This window comes from Aliiroseovarius crassostreae, assembly GCF_025137635.1.
Classification (GTDB): domain Bacteria; phylum Pseudomonadota; class Alphaproteobacteria; order Rhodobacterales; family Rhodobacteraceae; genus Aliiroseovarius; species Aliiroseovarius crassostreae.
In genome coordinates, this window is record NZ_CP080772.1 from 2,084,094 (window position 1) to 2,099,207 (window position 15,114).

Annotated in this window: 17 protein-coding genes; 2 read left to right on the top strand and 15 right to left on the bottom strand. The window is 60.6% G+C overall.

Annotation, left to right across the window (positions count from 1 at the left end):
* Positions 1-27 precede the first annotated feature (27 nt).
* The 5 genes from K3J57_RS09970 to ubiT form a co-directional block, all read right to left on the bottom strand.
* A complete protein-coding gene (locus K3J57_RS09970) occupies positions 28-1,251 on the bottom strand; it encodes an NnrS family protein (RefSeq protein WP_259795648.1) in 1,224 nt (407 codons plus the stop codon).
* A 109-nt stretch (positions 1,252-1,360) separates the two neighbouring features.
* Positions 1,361-1,882, bottom strand: a complete 522-nt coding sequence (locus K3J57_RS09975) for a DUF2478 domain-containing protein (RefSeq protein WP_259778030.1) — start codon at positions 1,880-1,882, stop codon at positions 1,361-1,363.
* 14 nt (positions 1,883-1,896) lie between these two features.
* Positions 1,897-2,802: a ubiquinone anaerobic biosynthesis protein UbiV gene (ubiV, locus tag K3J57_RS09980; protein ID WP_173485659.1), complete on the bottom strand. Its 906-nt coding sequence runs from the start codon at positions 2,800-2,802 to the stop codon at positions 1,897-1,899.
* Positions 2,803-2,815: 13 nt separating this feature from the next.
* Positions 2,816-3,793: a ubiquinone anaerobic biosynthesis protein UbiU gene (ubiU, locus tag K3J57_RS09985; RefSeq protein ID WP_173486310.1), complete on the bottom strand. Its 978-nt coding sequence runs from the start codon at positions 3,791-3,793 to the stop codon at positions 2,816-2,818.
* Positions 3,793-4,335, bottom strand: coding sequence for a ubiquinone anaerobic biosynthesis accessory factor UbiT (ubiT, locus tag K3J57_RS09990; RefSeq protein ID WP_259795652.1), 543 nt, complete (start codon positions 4,333-4,335; stop codon positions 3,793-3,795). Before ubiT ends, ubiU begins: the two co-directional genes overlap by 1 nt.
* 143 nt (positions 4,336-4,478) lie before the next feature.
* On the opposite strand from ubiT, the gene K3J57_RS09995 reads away from it, so the two are divergent.
* Together K3J57_RS09995 and K3J57_RS10000 are read left to right on the top strand one after the other, a co-directional pair.
* Positions 4,479-5,984 (top strand): UbiD family decarboxylase, encoded by a 1,506-nt coding sequence (locus tag K3J57_RS09995; RefSeq protein WP_259797761.1) that lies wholly within the window; start codon positions 4,479-4,481, stop codon positions 5,982-5,984.
* The gene (locus K3J57_RS10000; protein WP_259795656.1) at positions 5,981-6,547 is read left to right on the top strand and encodes a UbiX family flavin prenyltransferase; all 567 of its coding nucleotides are present in this window, start codon (positions 5,981-5,983) and stop codon (positions 6,545-6,547) included. Before K3J57_RS09995 ends, K3J57_RS10000 begins: the two co-directional genes overlap by 4 nt.
* 44 nt (positions 6,548-6,591) lie before the next feature.
* Here the strand turns inward: K3J57_RS10000 and K3J57_RS10005 are convergent, their stop codons facing one another.
* The 10 genes from K3J57_RS10005 to K3J57_RS10050 form a co-directional block, all read right to left on the bottom strand.
* A complete protein-coding gene (locus K3J57_RS10005; RefSeq protein WP_259795660.1) occupies positions 6,592-7,005 on the bottom strand; it encodes a CBS domain-containing protein in 414 nt (137 codons plus the stop codon).
* Positions 7,002-7,355, bottom strand: coding sequence for a P-II family nitrogen regulator (locus K3J57_RS10010; protein WP_259795662.1), 354 nt, complete (start codon positions 7,353-7,355; stop codon positions 7,002-7,004). Before K3J57_RS10010 ends, K3J57_RS10005 begins: the two co-directional genes overlap by 4 nt.
* Entirely contained in the window at positions 7,352-8,134 is a 783-nt protein-coding gene (locus tag K3J57_RS10015) for a DUF1538 domain-containing protein (RefSeq protein ID WP_259774045.1), read from the bottom strand. The genes K3J57_RS10010 and K3J57_RS10015 overlap by 4 nt, the downstream gene beginning before the upstream one ends.
* Entirely contained in the window at positions 8,131-8,886 is a 756-nt protein-coding gene (locus K3J57_RS10020) for a DUF1538 domain-containing protein (RefSeq protein ID WP_173485664.1), read from the bottom strand. Before K3J57_RS10020 ends, K3J57_RS10015 begins: the two co-directional genes overlap by 4 nt.
* Before the next feature lie 267 nt (positions 8,887-9,153).
* The gene (gene nqrF / locus K3J57_RS10025; RefSeq protein WP_259784210.1) at positions 9,154-10,377 is read right to left on the bottom strand and encodes an NADH:ubiquinone reductase (Na(+)-transporting) subunit F; all 1,224 of its coding nucleotides are present in this window, start codon (positions 10,375-10,377) and stop codon (positions 9,154-9,156) included.
* A gap of 10 nt (positions 10,378-10,387) precedes the next feature.
* Complete coding sequence (nqrE, locus tag K3J57_RS10030; RefSeq protein WP_259774042.1) at positions 10,388-10,996, bottom strand: NADH:ubiquinone reductase (Na(+)-transporting) subunit E; 609 nt, start codon at positions 10,994-10,996, stop codon at positions 10,388-10,390.
* Positions 10,996-11,649, bottom strand: coding sequence for an NADH:ubiquinone reductase (Na(+)-transporting) subunit D (locus K3J57_RS10035; protein WP_173485668.1), 654 nt, complete (start codon positions 11,647-11,649; stop codon positions 10,996-10,998). The genes nqrE and K3J57_RS10035 overlap by 1 nt, the downstream gene beginning before the upstream one ends.
* Positions 11,649-12,467, bottom strand: a complete 819-nt coding sequence (locus K3J57_RS10040) for a Na(+)-translocating NADH-quinone reductase subunit C (RefSeq protein WP_173485669.1) — start codon at positions 12,465-12,467, stop codon at positions 11,649-11,651. The genes K3J57_RS10035 and K3J57_RS10040 overlap by 1 nt, the downstream gene beginning before the upstream one ends.
* The gene (locus K3J57_RS10045) at positions 12,460-13,659 is read right to left on the bottom strand and encodes an NADH:ubiquinone reductase (Na(+)-transporting) subunit B (RefSeq protein ID WP_259795666.1); all 1,200 of its coding nucleotides are present in this window, start codon (positions 13,657-13,659) and stop codon (positions 12,460-12,462) included. Before K3J57_RS10045 ends, K3J57_RS10040 begins: the two co-directional genes overlap by 8 nt.
* 3 nt (positions 13,660-13,662) lie before the next feature.
* Positions 13,663-15,015: a Na(+)-translocating NADH-quinone reductase subunit A gene (locus K3J57_RS10050; RefSeq protein WP_259791394.1), complete on the bottom strand. Its 1,353-nt coding sequence runs from the start codon at positions 15,013-15,015 to the stop codon at positions 13,663-13,665.
* Between the last annotated feature and the right edge of the window lie 99 nt (positions 15,016-15,114).

A 15,114-nucleotide genomic window follows, 5' to 3' on the forward strand; every position in this document is an offset into this window, starting at 1 on the left:
ATGACGCGGTGGTGGCCACGTTGGTGATCAGAAACGCTTGGGCACCGGTTTTGTGCACCAGACCGGCCCGTAATGAACGGTGAAAAGCGCAAAACCTGCAAGCCATAGCAGGGCTGAGAGGTGGTTTGCCCAGCCATCCGCCCCCGGATAGGCCCCGCCAAAACGCAACAGAACCGACCCGATGATCAGGTGATAGACAAGCGTCAGCCGCCCACCGGCATGGAGCGGCAACCCGGCATGAGCAAGGCTCGCCCGCGACATGATGGCCAGGGTCATCACACCAATCCCCCCCGCCATCCAAAGGTGAAGCGCCCCCGCATAAGGCAGCGCCACCGGGTCCAGAATGGACAGGCCCATGGCAACAAAGCCAAGCGGCACAAAGAGATAGCCCATATGGAGCACCCAAAGCAGGGCTTCTCCACGTGTCAGCCATCCTTTCCAGCGCAGCAGCCGCAGCAAATGCCCGCCCCCCACCAGCAGCATCACGGGGGCAAGTGCGGTTTGGGTGGGCGATACGCTCCAGCCAAGCAACACCAGCACGGATGCGGCAAAAACGATAAGGTCAAATGGACCAAGAGCAGCCGGGCGCCCCTCCTGCCCCTGTTTGACCAACCAGTTGCGGGTAAAGCTGGGGATCACCCGCCCGCCAACAAGGGTGATCAGCAACAGGGCTGCCGACAGGCCAAGGCGCAGGCCGGGACCACGGGCAGGAAATCCTCCGTTCAGCCCCTCGATGTGAAACAGCGCATTGCCGAGAATGTAGAGCGAAAACAGCGCGAGCAGCGGCAGGTTTTTCCAGTTCCGACCGGCGAGGACTTCGCGCAGGGACATTGCCAGAAGCGCAAGCGGGAAGGCCAGATCCAGCGCCATGACAAGCGGGCCCGGAACAAGTGCCGAGATCAGCATCACCGCGCGCCCCACCGCCCAAAGGCCGGTCAGGACCGCCAGCGGCCAGCCCAGAATTGGCAGGCGCCCGGTCCAGTTTGGCACGGCAGTCAGCATGAAGCCAGCCAGCGCCGCACCAAGATAGCCAAACAGCATTTCATGGGCATGCCAGCCGATTGGATCAAGGTGGGTGGCCAGCACCCGTGTCCCGGTCAGCTCGACCAGCCACAGCACCATGGCCAGCACCGCCCAGAGGCCAGCCCCCAAAAACAGCGGTCGGTAGCCAAAGCTCAAAAGCGCGGGACCGGTCCAGCGGCGCACCCGCGCCGAGCTGTTTCGGGTGTTGGAGGGATGCGGGTCGGCCATGGGTTTGCCTCTGAATGCGAAGGGAAAAGCGTTTCGGGTTCACCCCGTGGCGGGGCCCGTGGCTGGGAAAGGCCAAACCGCCACAGAAGATGTCAAAGTTCTGGGTGCCTCAGGTTTGGGGAACGTCACCGAGGACAGAGCGACACCAGTTCAGGATCGCCTCTTTCTCCGGGGCAAGTTCAACCGCTTCGCCCCCGGCAAACGCGTCGAAATCAGCGCGACTGTTCACCCCCACGCCAACCAGAACCGGCACGTCCCGAGTGACCGCCTTGCCGATCGCCGAGACAAAACCACGCCCATTCAGTTCTTCCGGGCCAAACTTGTTCAGCACAAACAGGTCCGCGCCGGACAAATCCCCGCCCTCCACCGCGGATACCGCGTTGGCAATGGCGCCGGGATCCAGGCGGCAGGCATCTGATCCCGCCCCCAGGTTCTGGGTGATCTGGATCACCGGTCCACCGGGCAACACGCGCACTTTCATGTCACATCCATTGTCGAACTGGCTGTCATGGCTGTGATCCTTGACGATACCGGCCAGCTGTCGTCCCTGCGACTGCAACAATTCAGCCACCTCGCTGAGCAGTTGATCCACCTTGCCACGTTCCGTGGAACTGATCCGTGCAATTCTCATGTCACATTTTCCTTTTACGCCAGAGCACCATCCCCGGACCAATCCACCCCACGCGCACCGGTCAGAAAGCCATCCGACAGGCGGGTATTGGCGTCCAGTTCAGAAATTTCCTGTGCCGCCATGTCCGGCATCATCTCCCCTGCCAGGACCTGCGCATAGATCGCACATAGTCGCAGGAAGCCATTGGATTGCGGCGACAGGCGCAGCGCGGTGACGCCCGCATCCCGCAATATGTCAATCTGGTGCACCGTGCAGGCATAGCTGTCAGACAGGGTCTGAACCCCGTTCATGGTCAGGAAGGGTTTGTCTTCCATCGTTCGCACGTCAAGCCCATCCAGATCCTCTTCGCAGGCAAACTGGCAATTGTCCTTGGTGCGCCCATGACGACGGGCGTGATAACAGCGCCCGGAAATGGCCAGTGGCAGGCGCCCGTGGCCCCAGGCCTCGATCACCAGCCCCAGCTCTGCCCCTTTGGCGCCCAGCGCCTGCACCGACGCAAGCGGCAATTCAGGCGGCAGGCAGATCCGGGTTGCCCCCCGGCGGGCCAGCCAGTCGAGCGTGCCTTCATTATAGACATTCACCAGCGGCCCCACGGAAAACGCCGTTCCTTCAGGCAGATAGCTGATCGCGGTCAGGTCATTGATTTCGACCTCAACCCCCATCTCTGCCAGCTCTGCGGTCAGTTTGCGTTCCCGTTTCAGGGTCACCAGCGCAAGCGATGTCAGGGCCACAGCCTTGCCCGCCTCCTGCAAGGTGGCGACGGCCTCGGGAATGCGGTCGTGATAGAAGGGCAGGCGTTTTGAACACACAAGTTCCCCCAGCGACACCCGGTCCACCGGCGCTTTGGCAAGGTCCGAATAAAGCTCGGACCAGCGATCGGCAGTCCAGAAAAACTGGTTCGGTCCAACGGTCAGTTCCATGGTCATCTTTCCTTCACCGCCATGTTTTCTTGTAAGCACCCGTGGTCATCGCGCCCCCTTCGGACAGGCGGGCAAGCATGCCTTCCGGCATCGGCAACCCGGCCTCAAGCGCGTCCACCGCCGCCCGGAAATTGCGCACCACCTGCGCCACATAAGACCGCGACCGCTGCCGGCCCTCGATCTTGAGGGCGGTCACGCCGGCCTTTTGCAATTGCGGGATCAGCTTCTCGGCGTTCAGGCTCACCGGGTCCTCAAACAGGTGCCCGTCTTTGCCACCAGCGGTAAAACACCCCTTGCACAACGTGGGATAAGGGGCGTTTTCATCTTTGCCGACACGGTGGATCGTGTATCCGCCCAGCTTTGCATCCAGCACCCCACCTTCATCGTGATATTCCACATGGCTTGCAGGCGAACAGACCCCGTTCATATTGGGCGAGCGCCCGGTGGCATAGGAGGAAAGCGAACAGCGCCCCTCCGCCATCACGCACAGGCCACCAAACACGAACACTTCGGTCTCGACCTCGGTTTCCGCATTGATCGCGGCAATTTCCGGCACCGACAGCACCCGCGGCAGAACCACGCGTTTCACGCCGAACTCCCGGGCATAAAAGTTGATCACATCCGCATTCGCGGCCGCCGCCTGCACCGAGAGGTGACGGCGCAGGTTCGGGTGGTTGCGTGCGGCATAATCCAGGAGACCAACATCCGCGAGGATCACCGCATCCGCGCCGCAAGTCTCGGCATCAGCCACGGCCCGATGCCAGATTTCCTCTCGCCCGGCACAGGGGAACGTATTGATTGCAATCAGCACTTTCGAGCCATGCTGGTGGGCAAAACGGATGCCTTCGCGCATCTCCTCCCGGTCAAAATTCAGCCCCGGAAAATTGCGGGCATTGGTTTCGTCGGCAAAGCCGCAATAGATCGTGTGGGCGCCCGCCTTGACGGCAGCGCGCAGGGCGGCGGGGGTGCCGGCGGGACAGACAATTTCCATCACCATGCGCCCAGCTCCTCTTGCCGGCTGAGCACAACCCCGGTGCGTGCTTCGGCAAAGGCCAGCGCCTTTTGCACATAAGCCCCAAGCGGGCCAGAGATCCGCGCCACCTCCTCGCTCAGGTCCAGTTCCGCATCATCCACCGCATTGCGCAGGGCCAGCGCGGCGGAGGTGTCCCCCTCGATCACCAGATCGCGTGAGAAAAACAGCGCATCCCCATCATAAGCCCCGTGCACAAGCCCTAAAAGGGCGGCCAGCGGCCCGGCGATCCGCGCCTCGCCGCGGCCCGTGCCCCGCACCACGCGAATCTTCGGCTTGCCCCCTCCCGGCTGCAGCTCAATCACAAAGGGCAGATCGGTCGGGTCGAGCACAAACGGCGTGTGGCCATGCTCTCCCAACCGGCGAAACAACCCCGGATGCTGCACCGCAATCTTGCGGGCATATGCAGTGAGCGAAAAGGACAGTGGCATCAAGGGCAAGCCCCGCAGGGCCCGCGCGGCAAGCTGCGGGACATGCGGGATCGTCAATGTTGGCTGGGTCAAATGGAGCTCCTTTCCCACCCGAGTTGAACCTGGTTCTGGTCAATTGCTACGCCCCTGCCCCCTGCGACAAATTGATCATTGTCAATTCAGGGGCAGATTTTTGCTGCTAGGACCCGAAGGACCTGATGCAGGAGATCCCAGCCGTGCGTGCCCACCCGTCCTTTCCCAGCCTGCGCCATTACCTCGACTGGTGCCGCGAGAGCGGCCAGTTTCAGAGCATTTCCGATCCGGTTTCGATCCGCCACCAACTGACCGCCGTGCATCGTCAGGTGCTGGAACACGGCGGGCCGGTCTTGCAGTTTGATCATCCGGTGGCGGAGGGGGCTGGACCACTCATGCCTGTGGTGACAAACCTGTTCGGCACAACCGCCCGCGTGGCCGCCGGGCTGGGCATCGGGCTGGAGCAATTGCCCGAGCTTGGCGCGTTTCTGGCGGCACTGCGCGCGCCCACCCCACCCGAAGGCATGCGTGATGCGCTGTCACGCTGGCCGATGCTGAAAGCGGCCCTGGCAACCCGCCCCAAAACGGTGCGCAAAGCCGCCGTGCAGGAGGTTGTCTGCGAAGGCGACGCGGTCGATCTGGCCTCGATCCCCGTCTGCACCCACTGGCCCGGCGATGCGGGCCCGCTGATCACATGGCCCATTGTTCTGACCCGCCCCCAGGACAGCTCTGCCGAGGATGTGGCGCGCTACAACGCTGGCGTCTATCGGGCGCAGGTGATTGGCCGCGATAAAATCATCATGCGCTGGCTGGCCCATCGGGGCGGCGCACATCATCACGCAAGCTGGGTCCGGGCGGGCGAGAAAACCCCCGTTGCAATTGTGCTTGGTGCAGATCCCGCAATGCTTTTGTCAGCGGCCCTCCCCCTGCCTGAAAACGTGTCCGAGCTGACATTTTCCGGCGCATTGAACGGCCACCGTCCCCGGCTGGTGCCTGCCCGGACCATTCCGATGATGGTGCCCGCCGAAGCCGAGATCGTGATCGAGGGGTATGTCTCCCCCACGGAGATGGCCCCGGAAGGGCCGTTTGGCGACCACACCGGCTATTACAACAATGCCGAGGATTTCCCGGTTCTGACCGTGACCGCAATCACCAACCGCAAGGATCCGCTGTATCTCTCCACCTATACCGGTCGTCCCCCCGATGAACCGGCCATTATTGGTGAGGTTTTCAATCAACTGGCATTGCCCACCATTCAGGCACAGATCCCCGAGATCCACGACCTCTGGCTGCCACCAGCGGCCTGTTCCTACCGGATGGCGGTGATTTCAATCCGCAAACGTTATCCCGGGCAGGCGCGCCGGGTGATGATGGCGCTTTGGGGGATGCTGGCACAGTTCAGCTACACCAAGATGATCATCGTCGTGGACGAGGATATCGACCCGCGCAACTGGGATGACATCTCCTGGGCACTGGCCACGCGGATGGATCCGTCCCGCGATGTGATGATGGTGGAAAACACACCGATGGATTATCTGGATTTTGCCTCTCCCGAGCCGGGGCTTGCGGGGAAAATGGGGATAGATGCCACAAATAAGCTGGGGGCAGAAACCCGCCGCGAATGGGGCACCGTCATGCAGACCGCCCCCGAAGACGCCGCCTTTGCCACCGACCTGCTGGCACGGGTGATGCCGGAGATGACATCATGAAACAACGGGTGATATTGGGTCTATCAGGCGCCTCGGGCGCCGCCCTCGGCCTGTCGGTTGCACGACAGCTTGCACAAATGGAGACGATAATCGACCTTGTGGTCAGCCCGGCGGCAGAGCGCACCCTGGCGGAGGAATGCGGCGCAGGGGCTCTTGACGAACTACGCACGCTTGCCGCGGTCCATTACGATGTGCGCAATATTGGCGCCAGCATCGCCTCGGGATCCGTGCCCGTGGCCGGGATGATTGTTGCCCCCTGCTCCATGCGCAGCCTCGCGGCGATTGCCAATGGTCTGGACGATAACCTGCTGACCCGTGCGGCCGGGGTGCAGCTCAAGGAGCGGCGCAAACTGGTGCTTCTGGCGCGCGAGGCCCCGCTGACACTGGCCCATCTGCGCAATATGACCGCAGCCACCGAGATGGGGGCCATTATCCTGCCGCCCGTTCCCGCCTTTTACCTCAAGCCAAGCAGCGTGGATGACATCGTGACGCAGATTGCCGCCCGTGCGATTGACCTGCTCCGGCTGGGGTCTGCGCAGGCACAGGCCTGGTCGGAAACGTAACTTCGGTCCGGCACCGGGGCGCGTGGCCGCAGCCCCCCTGCACGTTACTCTTTTGGAAACTGGTCGCGGAACTCGGCCAGGGTCAGGTCGCGCAGGGTCACATAGCCCACCACCAGATCCATCTCGGTCACAAGCGCATGGGTCGCCTCAAGCCGGGTCAACAGGCGGATCGCATAGCGCGCCTGCATCGCGGCGGACACGGCCAGGGTGGGTTTTTCCATGATCTCGTAAATGCTGACGCGGTTTGGATTACGATTACGCGAGATCACATCCCGGCCAATCATGCCGATGGTGATCAACCCATATTCATCCGCGTCATCCCGCTTGCCGATCACCAGTGCGTCCACACCGGTTTCTTCCATGATTTCCAGCGCCTTGCGGGTCGAAGACAGCCCGTCCACCACACGCGGATCCGGCTGCATGGCATTGCGCACACGGGTCACTTCCGGTTGGCTCATAGCTCATCCTCCTTCAGCGCATCACGCAGGGCCGCCACCTGGGTCTCCAGCCCGATCGCATCTTCGATATCAATCTGGAACACCACGCCGCTGCCCGGCTCCTCACAAAAAGCGCCAGCACTGGCAACCGCCTCCATGATCGAGGCCGCCTTGTGCTCTTCGACCAAAAACAGGGTCATATCGCGCTGACCGGCGACGGTCAGACCCAGAAAGGTCTTTTTCTGTTTCAGCCCTTCACCACGCACAGAGGTGATCACGCTGGCCCCGGTGGCCCCGGCGGCGCGAGCTGCATCCAGCACCGTGTCGGTCTTGGAATCCTCAACCAGGGCAATGATCAGTTTGAATTTCATGGCGCATCCTCTCTGTCGCCTTCGATGACTTGTTTTATACCATTCCGTCGCGCGTTCCATTCCACAAGCTGCGCATAGCCCATCACCGTGATCATCGGGAAGAGGCTGGCCAGCGCCACCAACCCGAACCCGTCCAGCACCGGGCTGCGCCCCGGCACGGTTGAGGCCAGCCCAAGCCCAAGCGCCGCCACCAGCGGCACGGTCACGGTAGAGGTGGTCACCCCCCCGCTGTCATAGGCCAGCGGCACGATCATCCGCGGCGCTGTCATGGTCTGGGCAATAACAATCACGTAGCCGACGATCATGTAAAGATAGAGTGGCGTCCCTGTGACAATTCGGTAGGTGCCGACCGCCAGGCTCAGCGCGACGCCAACCGCCACAGCGATCCGCAACCCCCAGGCACTGACCGCCCCACCCGAAACATCGCGCGCCTTTAACGCAACGGCGATCAGCGAGGGTTCGGCAATGGTGGTGGAAAACCCGATGGCAAAGGCAAAAAGATAGGTCCAGCCATGGGCGCTCCAATCAGCCGGATTGCCGATAAAAGACGGATCCGTCAGCTGCCGCGCCATGCTTTCGCCAATCGGGAACAGCGCATGTTCAAGGCCAAACAGGAACAATCCAAGGCCCAGCACCACGTAAACCGATCCAAGCAGGACCTGCCGCAGATGCGGCACCGGTTTGCGCAGCACCACCACCTGGAAAAACGCCAAAATCACCGCGATCGGCAGAATGTCCAGCACCGTGGACAGGATGGTTCGAATGAGGTCTGCAATCATCCCGTCTCTCCTCCGGCAACGGCCACGATGCCAAAGCCCAACACGAAAATGATCGGCAGAAGAGAGGCAAAGGCCACCAGCCCGAACCCGTCAATCATCGGGTTGCGCCCCTTGATCACAGAGGCCAGCCCCACCCCCAGCGCGGTGGTCAGCGGCACGGTTACGGTTGAGGTGGTCACGCCCCCGCTGTCATAGGCAATGCCGATGATTTCAGGCGGTGCAAACCAGGTCATGATCACCACAATCACATAGCCGCCGATGATCAGATACTGAATGGGCCAGCCCAACAGGATACGCAGCACGCCAATCACCAGCGAAGCCCCCACCGCGACCGCCACCGTATAGCGCAGCGCATCTGCATAGGCGTTCTGCGCGGCAGGCGCATCCGCCACGGCGCCGATCATGCTCATGGTGCGTGCGGCTTCTCCGGTGACGGCAATCAGCGCGGGTTCCGCCACGGTGGTGCCGAACCCCAGCGCAAAGGAAAAAAGCAACAGCCAGAACAGGTTTCCCTTGTTGGCAAAGGCATCTGCAAGGCTTTCCCCCAGTGGAAACAGGGCAAGCTCCAGCCCGCGGATAAACACGGCCAGTCCGATCATCACGAATAAAAGCCCGATCAGCTTGGTCGAAATGTCATCAATCGGCTGCTTCAGCACCAGAAACTGAAACACCGCCACCACGCCGACAATGGGCGCAAGGTCGCGCGCCGTGTCCAGCGTCAGGCGGGAAAGAGCCTTGAATTCAGCGATCATGGGCGGGTGCTCAGCCTCGGCGTCTTATTAAATAATCTAGCGGTCAGGCCCGCTAATGAACATGTGTCAGATCAAGGTAAAAGATTTGTGCCGGGGGGGAAAGAAAACTGTGCGCGAAAACTGCGCCGAGGTTGCGGATTTGATACGCCAGCTGCGCCCTCCTTACTGGAAAAACTTGCCGGAAGAAAAAAGGGCTGTCCGCACAATGCGCACAGCCCTTGTTGTCTTTTCCGACCCGCTCAATGCAGTGCGGTCCGGTCGCACGTGTCAGCCGCCGAAATCATCCAGCATGATGTCTTCGCGATCTACCCCCAGTTCCAGCAGCATGTTGATCACCGACGAGTTCATGATGGGCGGGCCACACATGTAGAACTCACAATCCTCCGGCGCCGGGTGGTCCTTGAGGTATTCATCATGCAGCACATTGTGGATGAAGCCGGTATAGCCGGTCCATTCATCCTCGGGCAGCGCGTCCGACAGGGCCACATGCCAGGTGAAGTTCGGGAACTCCTTGGCCAGTTCGTCGAAATCTTCGACAAAGAACATCTCGCGCTTGGAGCGTGCCCCATACCAGAAGGTGATCTTGCGATCCTTGTTCTTGAGGCGCTTCAATTGGTCAAAGATATGCGAACGCATCGGCGCCATACCGGCCCCGCCACCGATGAACACCATTTCCTTGTCGGTCTCACGGGCGAAGAACTCACCATAGGGGCCGGAAATGGTGACCTTGTCACCGGGTTTGAGGTTGAAGATGTAAGACGACATCTTGCCCGGCGGGATACCCTCGGCCCCCGGGGGCGGAGAGGCAACACGGACATTGAGCATGATCATGCCCTTTTCATCCGGGTAGTTGGCCATCGAATAGGCGCGCTCGACCGGCTCATCCACGACGCTTTCATATTGCCACAGATTGAACTTGTCCCAGTCTTCGCGATACTCGTCTTCGATATCGAATTCAGTATAGCTCAGCTTATGCGCGGGCGCCTCGATCTGGATATAGCCCCCGGCGCGGAAATTCACATCCTCGCCTTCGGGCAGATCCAGCACCAGCGCCTTGATGAAAGTGGCGACGTTTTCATTGGAACGCACGGTGCATTCCCACTTTTTCACGCCGAACACTTCTTCGGGGACTTCGATGTCCATATCCTGCTTCACGGCCACCTGGCACGACAGGCGGTCGCCACAGGCCGCTTCACGCTTGGTGATGTGGCTTTCCTCGGTCGGCAGGATCGAGCCGCCGCCGGAATGCACCTTCACCCGGCATTGGGCACAGGTGCCACCGCCGCCACAGGCCGAAGGGACAAAGAGCTTCTGTTCCGCCAGCGTCTGCAACAGTTTGCCACCAGCAGGGACCGAGATGGTTTTCTCGCCGTTCACGGTGATGTTCACATTGCCGGTCGAGACCAGTTTCGACCGCGCGGCGAGGATGATTGCCACCAGCGCCAGCACGATCAGGGTGAAGAGGATGATACCTAGGCTGAAAGTTTCCATGTCTTCCCCCTCAGAGTTTCACGCCAGAGAAGGACATGAAGGCCATTGCCATCAGCCCCGCGGTGATGAAGGTGATCCCCAGCCCTTGCAGGCCATCGGGGATGTCCGAATACTTCAGCTTTTCGCGCACCCCGGCCATTGCCGTGATCGCCAGCGCCCAGCCAAAGCCCGACGACAGACCGTAGGTCGCAGCCTCGGCAAAGTCATAGCCACGCTCAACCATGAACAGCGACCCGCCAAGGATGGCGCAGTTCACGGTGATCAGCGGCAGGAACACACCCAACGCGTTGTAAAGCGGCGGGAAATATTTATCCAAGACCATCTCGAGGATCTGCACCAGCGCCGCGATGACACCAATGTAGGAGATCAGACCGAGGAAAGTCAGGTCCACATCCGGGAACCCCGCCCAGGCCAACGCGCCGGGGGCGAGAAGATAGGTCAGGATCAGATTGTTGGCCGGCACGGTGATCGCCTGCACGATCATCACCGACACCCCCAGACCGATTGCGGTTGAGATCTTTTTCGACACGGCGATGAAGGTACACATGCCAAGGAAAAAGCTGAGCGCAAGGTTTTCAACAAAGATCGCCTTGACGGCAAGTGAGATGAGCCCTTCCATCAGTGCCCCCCAACGTTCTGAATTTTATATTCACGTTCCTCGACCTGCGCAGGCTTCCAGGTGCGGAAGGCCCAGATGATCAGACCGATGATGAAGAATGCCGATGGCGGCAGCAGCAAGAGGCCGTTCGGCACATACCAGCCACCGTTGTTCACGGTTTCCAGGATGGTCACGCCAAACAGGCTGCCCGAGCCAAACAGCTCACGCACAACACCAACCAGCATCAGGATCAGCCCATAGCCCAAGCCATTGCCGATCCCGTCGATGAAACTGTCGATCGGCGGGTTCTTCATGGCAAATGCCTCGGCCCGGCCCATCACGATACAGTTGGTGATGATCAGGCCAACAAAAACCGACAGGGTTTTAGAAATCTCAAAGGCGTAGGCCTTCAGAAGCTGGTCCACCAGGATCACGAGGGACGCGATGATCACCATCTGCACGATAATGCGGATCGAGCCCGGAATATGGTTGCGGATCATCGAGATGAACATCGAGGAGAACGCCGTCACAAAGGTCACGGCAATCGCCATTACGAAAGCCACCTGCAGGGACGAGGTCACCGCAAGCGCCGAACAGATCCCCAGAACCTGAAGTGTGATCGGGTTGTTGTCGACCAGGGGGTCGGTCAACATGTCTTTGCGTTTATGCGCCATCAGATGTTCCCCGCTTTCAGATTTTCCAGAAACGGCTTGTAGCCCGCTTCACCCATCCAGAAATTGACAAGGTTATGCACCCCTGCCGTGGTCAGAGTGGCCCCGGCCAGCGCATCCACATGATACTCCGCCCCGGCGGCCGGCATCGCTTTGGTTACGCTGATCTTCAGGTCTCCGCTCGCATCCGCCAGCTTCTTGCCCTTCCACAGCGCTTTCCAGCGCGGGTTGTCCACCTCGGCCCCAAGGCCCGGCGTTTCTGCATGTTCGTAAAACTGCAGGCCAAAGATGTCATTGCCGTTCTCTTCGAGGGCGATAAAGCCGTAAAGCGTCGACCACAGGCCATAGCCGTGCAGCGGCAAGATCACCTTGTCGATGGCGCCAGCCTCGTCGCGCAGCAGATAAACGGTCACGAACTGCCCCTGACGGCCAATCCCTGCGGGGTCGTCCTCCAGCGCAACCGAGGTCGCGGGGTCATCGGCGGCCTTGCGGTCATCAAAGCTGGCCGGATCAAAGGCGTCGGTGAAGGCCCCGGTTTTCAGCTCCAGCACCTGCGGTTCAAACGCGGCAAAGCTTTCCAGCACATCGGCGTTCGGGTCATAAATCCCGGCAACCTGCAGAATGTTGATCTGCTTGTCTTTCAGCGCATTCACCGCCTGCAACGGGCGCAGGGCCACGGCCGCGGCGGACACGACCATTGAGGCCACAAGGCAGAGGGTCACAGCCACGAAAACGGTTTTGGCAACGGAATCTGCGGGCAGATCCAGGAACCGGCGGATCGCGCCCTTCGGCGCGGTGTCGTTTTGAAGATCGTTAGGCATTTCGCTTCGCCCTACGTTTGATATTGGCCTGAACAACGAAGTAGTCGATCAACGGCGCAAAGACATTGCCGAACAGGATGGCAAGCATCATGCCCTCCGGGAAGGCCGGGTTCACAACGCGGATCATCACCACCATGAAACCGATCAGGGCGCCATAGAAATAACGGCCCATATTGGTTTGAGAGGCCGACACAGGCTCGGTGACCATGAACACCAGGCCAAAGGCATAACCGCCAACAACCAGATGCCAGTACCACGGCATGGCAAACATCGGGTTGGTGTCCGACCCGATCCAGTTCAAGAGCGTCGAAAACCCGATCATCCCAATCAGGCAGCCCAGCACCAGACGGTAGTTGGCAATGCGGGTAGCCAGCAGGAAAACAAGTCCTATCAGCGCCGCCAGGGTCGATGTTTCCCCCATCGAGCCAGGAATGAACCCAAGGAAGCTGTCCCACCATGTCACGCCACGCGCGGCGAGTTCCTGGAAACCATCAGCGGCAGAAACGGCCAGCGCGGTTGCCCCGGTGAACCCATCCACCGGCACCCAAACACTGTCGCCCGACAGTTGGGCGGGATAGGCAAAGTAAAGGAACGCCCGGCCGGTCAGCGCAGGGTTGAGGAAGTTCTTGCCGGTGCCGCCAAAAACCTCTTTACCGATCACCACGCCAAAGATGATCCCCAAGGCCACCTGCCACAGCGGCGTGGTGGCGGGCAGGATCAGCGCATACAGCATCGAGGAAACAAGGAAGCCCTCGTTCACCTCGTGTTTGCGCACGGTGGCAAAGATCACTTCGAAAATGCCGCCCGCCACGAGGGTGACGATATAGATTGGCAGGAAGTAAAGCAGACCATGCAGCATATTGGCCACCGGGTTGGCGGCATTAAAGCCAATGCCCAGCGCCTCAATAATGCCCGCACGCCAGCCCGAGGGGCCAAATTCGGCAATCGCAAGGTTGCTCTGATAACCCGTATTATAAAGAGCCATCAAAATGCTGGGGATCGTCGCAATGACCACATAGGTCATGATCCGCTTCATATCCACGTAGGACCGCGCATGAGGAGCAACCGTGGTCACGGTCTTCGGCGTATAGACCAGAGATTCCACCATCTCGTAGATGGAGTAATACTTGTGGTATTTACCGCCCTTCTCAAAATGCGGCTCGATCCGATCGAAAAAGTTTCGCAAGCCCAAGGTTTACCCCTCCTTCTCGATCTTCGTCAGCACATCGCGCAACGCCAGACCGTATTCATATTTGGCCGGGCAGGCAAAACCCATCAGGCCAAGATCTTCTTCGTCCAGCTCCAGCGCGCCCAGCGCCTGCGCCTGATCGGTGTCCATCACCAACAGCGCCCGGAGCAGCTGGGTTGGCAGGAAATCCTGCGGCATCAGCATCTCGAACGTGCCGGTCGGCACCATTGCGCGACGGCCGCCATTGAGGTTCGAGGTCAGCGGGAAGGTGCGACCCGACAGGCGCGACAGCGCCGATCCGAGCACCGGCTGCACCGCGTATTTCGCAAACATCGGACGGATCCAGCCCATCGGGATCTGCTTGTGATCCTCTTCGATCAAGGTGATCTGGCGCGCATAACGGCCCAGATAGGCGCTTTCGCCTTCGCCCGCACGACCGCTTAGGACAGACCCGGAAATCATCCGCACCGGCAGATCCGCAGGCAGGTCGCCCGCCGCCAGATCCGCCATCGACGCACCAGCCACCGTGCGCAGAAGGCGGGGATCCTTGCAGACCGGACCCGCCAGCGAAATCACCCGACGCGCATCATATTTACCGGTCAGGAGCAGGCGACCAATCATGATCACGTCCTGATAGGAGATGGTCCAGACGGTCTTATCCGCGCGGGGCGGTTCCAGGAAATGCATATGGGTGCCGGAAAGCCCCGCCGGATGCGGCCCGGCAAAAGCTGCGGCCTCCACCCCGGCCAGATCAGCGCCCGGCAGAGAGGTTCCATCGCTGTGACACAGATAGGTCTTGCCCTCAGAGAGCGAGGCCACTGCCTCAAGCCCGCTGGTGAACGCCTCTGCCTCTTCGGCAATGATCATTGCCGGGTCCGCAGCCAGCGGTTCGCTGTCCATCGCATTGACATAGATCGCGGCAGGACGCGTGTCCGGGGCCGGGGTCTTGGAATAAGGACGGGTGCGGAACGATGTCCACAGACCGGCGGCGCACAGACGTTCCACCACGCCCTCGGGTGAGGACACATCCCCTACCGCAGAAAAATCAACAGGCTCGGCTGCGCTCTCATCCACCTCGATCTCGATGCTGATCAACTTGCGCCGCGCGCCCCGATTGATCGCAGAGATCCTGCCGGTCACAGGGGAAACCACCTGCACATCTGGCATGTCCTTGTTGACGAGCACAGGGGCACCGGCCCCAACCACATCACCCACCTCCACGGGGATGCGTGGCTTCCACCCAAGATAGTCATCTCCAAGGATACCGACACGACGCAGTTCAGCCCCGTTTTCGATGTCAGCCCTTGGCGCTCCGGATATAGGGATGTTCAATCCCTTGCGTAGCAAGAAACGCTGCACAGTGTTCACCTCTTCAGATTGGCTGGGTAGCTTATGCAATGAGATTGCCCTGGGTGAAAGTGGTCATTTCCCCTCTTACCCAAACTTTTTTGGTTGAAT

Coding starts and splice junctions, on each gene's coding strand:
- K3J57_RS09975 (WP_259778030.1), bottom strand. CDS start 1,882: ATGAGAATTGCACGGATCAGTTCCACGGAACGTGGCAAGGTGGATCAA.
- K3J57_RS10020 (WP_173485664.1), bottom strand. CDS start 8,886: ATGATCGCTGAATTCAAGGCTCTTTCCCGCCTGACGCTGGACACGGCG.
- ubiU (WP_173486310.1), bottom strand. CDS start 3,793: ATGGAAATTGTCTGTCCCGCCGGCACCCCCGCCGCCCTGCGCGCTGCC.
- K3J57_RS10005 (WP_259795660.1), bottom strand. CDS start 7,005: ATGAGCCAACCGGAAGTGACCCGTGTGCGCAATGCCATGCAGCCGGAT.
- ubiV (WP_173485659.1), bottom strand. CDS start 2,802: ATGGAACTGACCGTTGGACCGAACCAGTTTTTCTGGACTGCCGATCGC.
- K3J57_RS10015 (WP_259774045.1), bottom strand. CDS start 8,134: ATGATTGCAGACCTCATTCGAACCATCCTGTCCACGGTGCTGGACATT.
- nqrE (WP_259774042.1), bottom strand. CDS start 10,996: ATGGAAGGGCTCATCTCACTTGCCGTCAAGGCGATCTTTGTTGAAAAC.
- K3J57_RS10040 (WP_173485669.1), bottom strand. CDS start 12,467: ATGCCTAACGATCTTCAAAACGACACCGCGCCGAAGGGCGCGATCCGC.
- K3J57_RS10035 (WP_173485668.1), bottom strand. CDS start 11,649: ATGGCGCATAAACGCAAAGACATGTTGACCGACCCCCTGGTCGACAAC.
- K3J57_RS10000 (WP_259795656.1), top strand. CDS start 5,981: ATGAAACAACGGGTGATATTGGGTCTATCAGGCGCCTCGGGCGCCGCC.
- K3J57_RS09970 (WP_259795648.1), bottom strand. CDS start 1,251: ATGGCCGACCCGCATCCCTCCAACACCCGAAACAGCTCGGCGCGGGTG.
- K3J57_RS10010 (WP_259795662.1), bottom strand. CDS start 7,355: ATGAAATTCAAACTGATCATTGCCCTGGTTGAGGATTCCAAGACCGAC.
- nqrF (WP_259784210.1), bottom strand. CDS start 10,377: ATGGAAACTTTCAGCCTAGGTATCATCCTCTTCACCCTGATCGTGCTG.